This window comes from Arsenophonus nasoniae DSM 15247 (assembly GCF_000429565.1).
Lineage (GTDB): Bacteria > Pseudomonadota > Gammaproteobacteria > Enterobacterales > Enterobacteriaceae > Arsenophonus > Arsenophonus nasoniae.
The window spans coordinates 1-9025 of sequence record NZ_AUCC01000101.1 but is presented as its reverse complement, the minus strand read 5'-3'; the positions used below and the strand labels follow the sequence as shown (position 1 = coordinate 9025).

The window sequence follows — 9025 nt, the reverse complement described above, 5'->3', positions numbered from 1 at the left end:
TTGTTAGACGGTGCAATGATCGCCCAGATACGGGAAGCAATGCACCATGCCGCCAAACGGCTTGAGATAGATATTCTTGAAGTGGATGGAGAAGCGGATCGCATTCATGTTCTGGTGGGATATCCGCCAAAGTTATCGGTTAGTGTTCTGGTAAATAACCTGAAATCGATCAGCAGCAGAATGGTACGACAACAAAATAGTCACCTGATAAAGCAGTCTAATACTGGCGTTCTCTGGTCACGTTCTTACTTCGCCTGTAGTTCTGGCGGTGCAACAATCGAAACACTGAAAACGTATGTAGAATCGCAGAAAACACCTGATTAGCATCCCTTATATCCCGGCCCGCATTGGGCGAGGATTTACGGGGCAATTGTTAATAAAAAAGCGTGGTTATCAACCACGCTTTTTATAGTCACTATCAATGATATAATTTCTTAGCTGGCTATTTTTGCCCAACTATCTCTTAACCCTACCGTACGATTAAATACCAATTGTTCGGCAGTATGGTCATGGTTATCGGCACAAAAATAGCCCTCGCGTTCAAACTGATAAGCTTTTCCAGCTTGCGCGTTAATTAAACTTGGTTCAACAAACCCATGCCGAATCACTAAAGAATCTGGATTAAAAGCGGCTAAAAAGTCCTCTTCTGCCGCAGGATTAGGCACAGTAAATAAGCGATCATACAACCTGATTTCTGCTGGCAGAGCATGTAATGCACTTACCCAATGGATAACTCCTTTGACTTTACGTCCGTCGGCAGGATCCTTATTTAAGGTATCAACATCATAAGTACAATAAATCGTGGTAATATTACCTGCAACATCTTTATCAACCCGATTAGCCTGTATAATATAAGCATTACGTAAACGTACCTCTTTACCTAAAACTAAGCGCTTATATTGTCGATTAGCTTCTTCACGAAAATCAGCCCGATCAATATAAAGCTCTCGACTAAATGGTACTTGACGAGTGCCCATCTCAGGTTTATTCGGGTGATTATACATTGTCAGCATTTGCTCATCAGCGGGCATGTTTTCAATCACTAACTTTATCGGATCTAATACCGCCATGGCTCGTGGTGCATTTTCATTTAGATCATCACGAATGCAAGACTCCAATGCTGCCATTTCAACCATATTATCTTGCTTGGTAACACCAATACGGCGACAAAACTCACGAATTGATGCAGCCGTATAGCCACGACGACGTAAACCTGAAATAGTTGGCATTCTAGGATCATCCCAGCTTGCAACCCTATTTTCTGTCACTAACTGATTTAGTTTACGTTTTGACATCACCGTATAGGCAAGATTTAGACGTGAAAACTCATACTGTCTTGGATGACAATCAATGGTAATATTATCTAATACCCAATCATACAAGCGGCGATTATCCTGAAATTCCAGGGTACAAAGTGAGTGAGTAATCCCTTCTAATGCGTCCGAAATACAATGGGTAAAATCATACATTGGATAAATACACCATTTATTACCTGATTGGTGGTGCTCAGCATATTTTATTCGATATAACACCGGATCACGCATAACTATAAAAGGAGATGACATATCAATTTTAGCGCGCAGACAGGCCTTACCCTCTTCAAATCCGCCCGCTCGCATCTTGTCAAATAGCTGCAAATTTTGCTCAATACTGCGATCACGATATGGACTATTTTTACCTGGCTGCTTTAAAGTTCCTCGATATTCACGAATAGCATCAGGACTTAATTCATCAACATACGCTAAGCCTTTTTTAATCAGCTCAATGGCATATTGATAAAGGTCATCAAAATAATCGGACGAATATTTAACGTTACCACTCCAATTAAAGCCTAACCACTTCACATCTTCTTGAATAGAATTAACATATTCGACATCTTCTTTAACTGGATTAGTATCATCAAAACGCAAATTGCATTGACCCTGATAATCCTTAGCAATACCAAAATTCAGACAGATTGATTTCGCATGACCAATATGCAAATAACCATTTGGTTCAGGTGGAAAACGGGTATGTACATGAGTATGTTTACCTGTAGCCAAATCTTCATCAATAATCTGGCGAATGAAATTTGTTGGGCGAGTATCTGCCTCATTCATTGTCATAGTTCCTCAATGCAAAAGCATGTTAATAACGCTTTTATCATCTACGATATCCGAATTAGAAACAACCGTTTATTAACACATATTATTAGGCTTTATTAAATTAATAAAAAGCGCATAAAGGAAAAACGGGAGGTTCATAACCCTTCCCGTTTTATCCATTATTAATTCTACGATTATTATATCAAATCATAATAATAAAACACATTACTTCAATATATCATAAATTGGCGTTATTCCCGCGATTACTTCACCCGTTGCCACGATTGTCAATCCCTGATAATCATCAATATTACTGATAATAATTGGGCTTATCATTGATTTAGCATGCTGCTCTAAGTAAGGTAGATCTAGTTTCAGGATAGGCTGACCTACCTTTACGACACTATTTTCTGCAACTAAACGCTCGCATCCTTGCCCCTTTAATGCCACAGTATCAATCCCCATGTGAACGATCACTTCAACACCTTCATTAGTTTCAATACAGAAAGCATGATTAGTAGCAAAAATTTTTATAATCCTGCCTGCGACAGGTGCTAACACCTCACCATTGGTTGGCTTAATCGCTAAACCATCACCGACAATACGGCTAGAAAAAGCTTCATCAGGAACTTCATCAAGGGAATAAATTTCACCACTAACTGGCGCAACCAGTGTTAAAATCGTTTGCCCAACAGGTTTATTTTTTGCTTTTACTGCGAATTGTCGATTATCTTTCTCAACAAAATTTGATGGTGCAACAACCTCTCTTGCAGCAATCTTTTTCATTGCTTCTGCAATCATTTCTGCTCGCGTTCCAACAATAATTTGCACATTATGTTTATTTAAACGAATAATGCCTGATGCACCCAATTTTTTTACCAAATCATCATTAACAATATCAACGGTTTTAACGCCTAGACGTAAACGAGTAATACAAGCATCGATTACTGTTAGATTATCTGTTCCACCTACCGCCGCAAGATATTGGTATGCTTCATGGGTAATATCTTTATCGCTGATCATGATATCTTTATCATAATCATCAATCTCTTGTTCATCATTTGTCATTTCACGACCAGGCGTGATTAAATTGAACTTATTAATCACAAAACGAAATATGACATAATATAAACAAAAGAAAATTAAACCCTGGAAAATCAACATATACCAATTTACTGCTAATGGATTATGACTCTGCAGCAACATATCGACTAAACCGGCACTAAAGCCAAAACCCGAAATCCAGTGCATTTCTGCCGCAATATAAACAGAAAATCCCGTTAATAGCGCATGGATGACATAAAGAATTGGCGCAACAAACATGAATGAAAATTCAAGCGGCTCAGTAATGCCAGTAAAAAAGGCGGCGAAAGCTCCTGCCATCATAATACCCGCGACTTTTGCTTTATTTTCCGGGCGGGCACAGTGGTAAATGGCCAATGCCGCGCCAGGCAAACCAAACATCATAATGGGGAAAAATCCAGCTTGATAACGCCCAGTAATTCCTTTTTCGGCCATACCTGCTGCCAACGATTTAGCTCCCGCCAAAAAGTTGGGAATATCATTAATGCCCGCCACATCAAACCAAAATACTGAATTTAATGCATGATGTAATCCAACCGGGATCAACAGGCGATTGAAAAAAGCATAAATACCGGCGCCTAATGAACCCAAATCTTTAATATTTTCACCAAACACCACTAATACATTATAGATGAATGGCCAAACATACATCAAAACGAAGGACACCAGGATCATCAAAAATGAGGTCAATATAGGTACTAAACGACGGCCACTAAAGAACGACAAAGCTTTTGGTAACTCGACACCACTATAGCGATTATAAAGTTCCGCAGCCAATACACCAACCAATATCCCGATAAACTGATTATTAATTTTGCTAAATGCCGCTGGGACCTGCTCGCTAGCAACGCCCATAATCATCGAAAAAGCAGTCGGAGAACATAGGGTGGTTACTACTAAAAAACCAACAAAACCGGTTAATGCCGCTGAACCATCTTTATCTTTCGACAAACCATAAGCAACACCAATTGCAAACAGTATTGACATATTATCTATAATTGCCGCGCCTGATTTGATCAATAAAGCGGCAATGGTACTATTAGCCCCCCAACCGTTAGGATCAATCCAATAACCAATCCCCATTAAAATCGCAGCGGCAGGTAACACAGCAACAGGTACCATAAGAGCACGACCTATTCGCTGCAAATAACTTAACACATTCACTCTGTTTTCCCCTTGAATAACCTCATTGCTGAGATCTTATGAATAAATATTATAAATATTCAATTTTTTGCATATATTATCATTAAGTCACTGAGACTCACAAATTAAATCAGCTAAAGTTGTGATAAAAGTCTAAATGTCACTCTGTTATTTGATTAAAATAGTGGCTAAACAAAAAATCTTTTTTTTTTATTAAAAATATCTTATTTTTACTAGATTTCAGACCTTAACAAATAGACAATCTTTGCGTTATAAAAACTGAATTAATAGCAAAGAATAATATAAAATCATTAAAATATAGCTGATATGCAGCAAAATTAAGTGAGGTAAAAAAATAATGAGGCTTATTCCTCTAACAACGGCAAAAGATGTTGGTCTTTTTTCCGCTAATTACATTGCAAATAAAATTAATCAATTCAATCCAACGGCTGCACATCCATTTGTATTAGGACTACCTACAGGCGGAACACCTCTCGCTACTTACCATGAGCTGATTAATATTTTTAAGGCGGGTAAAGTTAGTTTTAAAAATGTGGTTACATTTAATATGGATGAATATGTCGGGATCCCGAAAGATCATCCCCAAAGCTATCATACTTTTATGTATGAAAATTTCTTTAACCATATCGATATCACGAAGAATAATATTAATTTACTTGATGGTAATGCAAAAGATATCGATGCTGAATGTAAACAGTACGAAGATAAAATCAAGTCGTATGGTAAAATACATCTATTTATGGGGGGTGTTGGTAGTGATGGCCATATTGCCTTCAATGAACCCGCTTCATCGCTATCTTCTCGAACCAGGATCAAAACGCTGACACCAGAGACCCGACAGGCAAATTCACGTTTTTTTGCCAACAATATTGATCTAGTACCTAAATATGCTGTCACGGTTGGTGTAGGGACCCTCCTTGATGCGGAAGAAATTCTAGTTCTGGCCACCGGTGCCAATAAGGCATTAGCCGTTGAAGCAGCGGTAGAAGGCTCGATTAACCATATGTGGACGATTAGTTGCCTACAAATGCATGCAAAATCAGCACTGGTTTGTGATGAACCAGCAACCCTTGAGTTAAAAGTAAAAACTTTGAAATATTTCCGTCAATTAGAATCTGACATCATTAATCAATATGCTAGTTAAATTAAGATAGTAAAATTTAATACTATCGACTAGCCAGAAATAGGCTAATAATTTGATAGATTATCCTATTTTTTGTCCATAACAGAAGAGTAAAATATCATGTATGCATTAACCAACTGCATTATTTATACCGGTTATGAAAAACTGGACAATCATGCAGTTATTATTGAAAAAGAACAAATAAAACAGGTTTGTCCAATTGCAGAATTACCTCAGGATATTGAAATTCGTGATCTACAAAATGCTATTCTAGCGCCAGGATTTATTGATCTACAAGTTAATGGCTGCGGTGGTGTACAGTTCAATGATAATCCAGCAGATATCTCAATTAAAACGCTGGAAATTATGCAAAAAACAAATGAACGAAATGGCTGTACCAGTTTCCTACCTACATTGATCACCAGCCCTGATCCGTTGATTAAAACAGCCATAGAAACGATGCGTGACTATCTGGCCAAATATAAAAACCAGGCATTAGGGCTACATATTGAAGGGCCTTACATTAACCCAGTGAAAAAAGGTACGCATAATACCGAATATATTCGTAAGCCTTCTGCCGAAATGATCAACTATTTATGTCAAAATGCTGATGTGATCACTAAAATTACTTTAGCACCAGAAATTGTTGCCGAGAAATATATTTACCAATTAGTTGCAGCCGGTATTGTTGTTTCAGCTGGTCATTCCAATGCAACTTATGAAGAGGCACAGAATGGTTTCAAAGCAGGTATTCAATTCTCAACCCATCTTTTCAATGCTATGCCTGCTATTTCAGGTCGAGCGCCTGGATTAGTTGGTGCTATTTACAATACACCTAATGTATATGCTGGAATTATTGCCGATGGATTACACGTTCACTGGGCTAATATTCGTGATAGTAAACAATTGAAAGATGATAAATTAATTCTAGTAACAGATGCTACCGCACCTGCTGGACTTGATCCTAATGGCAATGAAATGGATTATTTTACCTTTGCAGGTAAAACCATATATTATCGTGATGGATTATGTGTTGATAAAAATGGTACATTAAGCGGTTCATCCTTAACGATGATAGATGCTGTGAAAAATAGTGTTGAACATGTAGGTATTGCATTAGATGAAGCGCTACGAATGGCTACACTTTATCCCGCTCGTGCTATTGGTGTCGACAAAAAACTTGGGAGCATAGAAAAAGATAAAGTTGCCAATCTTATCGTATTTAATCGCGACTTCATTATCCGTAAAACCATTGTTAATGGCCGTGAAATCGAACTGTAACGAGCATATATACTTATGAGTCACAATTACATTTTGAAGCAAATTGGTAATATTGATTTAGTTAAACAATTAAATAGTGCAGTAGTATATCGAATTATTGATCAAAAAGGCCCTATTTCTCGAATTCAGATCTCAGAACAAAGCCAATTGGCGCCTGCCAGTGTAACCAAAATAACGCGCCAATTACTTGAGCGCGGTTTAATTAAAGAAGTCGCCCAACAAGCCTCCACCGGTGGTCGCCGCCCCATCTCAATTATTTCTGAACATCACCTTTTTCATAGCATTGGCGTGAGATTAGGTCGTCGTGATTGTACATTAGCACTTTACGCCTTAAACGGCAAAATGCTCGCTGAAACGCATTCACCATTACCCGAAACCGGCCAGCAAGAAATAGAAAATCATTTAATTGCAGCTATTGAAAATTTCATTCAACAACATCAACGCCCTAATCGCGAGTTGATTGCCATTTCAGTTATTTTACCTGGTTTAGTCAATCCACAAGCAGGAATTGTCCATTATATGCCCCATATAAAAGTACATAACTGGCAGTTACTGCGTAATCTGAAAGAGCATTTCAAAATGACCTGTTTTATCGGTCACGACATTCGTAGTTTTGCACTGGCAGAACATTATTTCGGTGCGACGCAAAATTGCGCCGATTCAATTTTTGTACGCATCCATCATGGCTCTGGGGCTGGTGTGATTATGGGAGGTGAAATTTTATTAAACAACCGTTACAACCTGGGTGAAGTCGGCCATATACAAATAGATCCATTAGGAGAACGGTGTCATTGCGGTAACTTTGGTTGTCTGGAAACAATTGCAGCTAATAGCGCTATTGAAAATAGAATTAGGCAACAACTTGAACAAAATTATCCAAGCCAATTAAAACCAAATAATTGTTCTATTAAAGCAATTTGCCAGGCAGCAAATAAAAACGATCCGTTAGCAATTGAAGTAATTAAACACGTAGGTCATCATCTTGGTAAAGCAATTGCCATTATTATTAACCTATTTAATCCACAAAAAGTCGTCATTGCAGGAGAAATAACAGCAGCCGAAAAAGTTCTCCTACCCGCCATGCAAAACTGTATCAAAACCCAAGCACTAAAAGATTTTCGTAATGATCTACCGATTGTGACTTCACAACTGGTACATAATTCAGCTATTGGCGCTTTCGCCTTAACTAAACGTGCTATGTTAAATGGCGAACTTTTGCAACATTTGCTTGAATAGTAATAACGTTGTAATACATCGTTCGATGCTTTTTATTAGCGGGAATATAAAAAATTTATGTTGCAAACAACATTTTTCTTTTAATTAAAAAAATTTTTAATACACAACAGCAATTATTAATCGCTGCAAAAGTAGCAGCATAGATATACAATATTATGCGTTAATTTGTTCATTTTCGCTTGCGAATAAATTACTCAATAACCATCCCATTTTATCTCAATAAATTAATAAATGCGTTTGGTTGTTAATGAAAATTATCACCATCGTTGAAGTAAAAAGCATCGCTTATTTCATTAGCAAAAATAGCTAACTTAATTAGTTTTTATATTTGACATATCAAGCTATTATTATTTGGCGATAACGCCGTTTTTTTGTCGATTTTATCGACAAAGTGATTACAAGCCAAACAAACAGATATTTTTCTGAGGAAATCGTAAAAAAATCAGTTGACGACTCGGGGCGATATACGCATAATGCGCCCCGCAACACCGATAAAGGTTGTGCAAAAAGATGGCTACGTAGCTCAGCTGGTTAGAGCACAGCACTCATAATGCTGGGGTCACAGGTTCGATTCCCGTCGTAGCCACCATAATTTGCGGGAGTGGCGAAATTGGTAGACGCACCAGATTTAGGTTCTGGCGCCGCAAGGTGTGCGAGTTCAAGTCTCGCCTCCCGCACCATTCTTTATAAAAATTGTTTATAATCTTGTTGGGGTATCGCCAAGCGGTAAGGCACCAGGTTTTGATCCTGGCACTCCCTGGTTCGAATCCAGGTACCCCATCCAATTTATAGATATTGGTTAGTTTATCGTTTATTCAGTTGGGGTATCGCCAAGCGGTAAGGCACCAGGTTTTGATCCTGGCATTCCCAGGTTCGAATCCTGGTACCCCAGCCATATTATAAATTTCAACTATTATCTCAATTATCCCCGATTGGGGTATCGCCAAGCGGTAAGGCACCGGATTCTGATTCCGGCATTCCCAGGTTCGAATCCTGGTACCCCAGCCATATAAATCAATGAGTTACAAAGCTCATCATTTACAAAAAGAATATA

The 9025-nt window shown here is 38.1% G+C and carries 6 protein-coding genes and 5 tRNA genes; 9 read left to right on the top strand and 2 right to left on the bottom strand.

The features are described 5' to 3' along the window. Window positions 1-324: IS200/IS605 family transposase (gene tnpA / locus G468_RS0114805; protein ID WP_026822532.1), on the top strand; the 324-nt coding region annotated here is incomplete at its 5' end. A gap of 110 nt (window positions 325-434) precedes the next feature. On the opposite strand, the gene glnS is transcribed toward tnpA, so the two are convergent. Both glnS and nagE read right to left on the bottom strand, forming a co-directional pair. Further along, entirely contained in the window at window positions 435-2099 is a 1665-nt protein-coding gene (gene glnS / locus G468_RS0114800) for a glutamine--tRNA ligase (protein WP_026823738.1), read from the bottom strand. A gap of 210 nt (window positions 2100-2309) precedes the next feature. Then, window positions 2310-4331: an N-acetylglucosamine-specific PTS transporter subunit IIBC gene (gene nagE / locus G468_RS0114795; RefSeq protein WP_026823737.1), complete on the bottom strand. Its 2022-nt coding sequence runs from the start codon at window positions 4329-4331 to the stop codon at window positions 2310-2312. Window positions 4332-4668: 337 nt separating this feature from the next. Between nagE and nagB the strand changes: the two genes are divergently transcribed. From nagB to G468_RS0114755, 8 genes are all read left to right on the top strand, one after another. After that, complete coding sequence (gene nagB / locus G468_RS0114790) at window positions 4669-5475, top strand: glucosamine-6-phosphate deaminase (RefSeq protein WP_026823736.1); 807 nt, start codon at window positions 4669-4671, stop codon at window positions 5473-5475. A 99-nt stretch (window positions 5476-5574) separates the two neighbouring features. Continuing rightward, a complete protein-coding gene (gene nagA / locus G468_RS0114785) occupies window positions 5575-6735 on the top strand; it encodes an N-acetylglucosamine-6-phosphate deacetylase (protein ID WP_026823735.1) in 1161 nt (386 codons plus the stop codon). 15 nt (window positions 6736-6750) lie between these two features. Continuing rightward, on the top strand, window positions 6751-7971 hold the full coding sequence (nagC, locus tag G468_RS0114780) for a DNA-binding transcriptional regulator NagC (protein WP_026823734.1): 1221 nt from the start codon (window positions 6751-6753) through the stop codon (window positions 7969-7971). A 512-nt stretch (window positions 7972-8483) separates the two neighbouring features. After that, a tRNA-Met gene (locus tag G468_RS0114775) sits at window positions 8484-8560 on the top strand. A 6-nt stretch (window positions 8561-8566) separates the two neighbouring features. Then, window positions 8567-8651: transfer RNA gene (locus G468_RS0114770), tRNA-Leu, on the top strand. A gap of 29 nt (window positions 8652-8680) precedes the next feature. Further along, window positions 8681-8755: transfer RNA gene (locus G468_RS0114765), tRNA-Gln, on the top strand. Window positions 8756-8791: 36 nt separating this feature from the next. After that, window positions 8792-8866 (top strand) — tRNA-Gln (locus G468_RS0114760). 38 nt (window positions 8867-8904) lie between these two features. Then, a tRNA-Gln gene (locus tag G468_RS0114755) sits at window positions 8905-8979 on the top strand. Window positions 8980-9025 lie beyond the last annotated feature (46 nt).

What these genes read in the sequence shown, in the direction of transcription:
- glnS (WP_026823738.1), bottom strand. Translation starts at nt 2,099, where the DNA reads ATGAATGAGGCAGATACTCGCCCAACAAATTTCATTCGCCAGATTATT.
- nagB (WP_026823736.1), top strand. Translation starts at nt 4,669, where the DNA reads ATGAGGCTTATTCCTCTAACAACGGCAAAAGATGTTGGTCTTTTTTCC.
- nagA (WP_026823735.1), top strand. Translation starts at nt 5,575, where the DNA reads ATGTATGCATTAACCAACTGCATTATTTATACCGGTTATGAAAAACTG.
- nagC (WP_026823734.1), top strand. Translation starts at nt 6,751, where the DNA reads ATGAGTCACAATTACATTTTGAAGCAAATTGGTAATATTGATTTAGTT.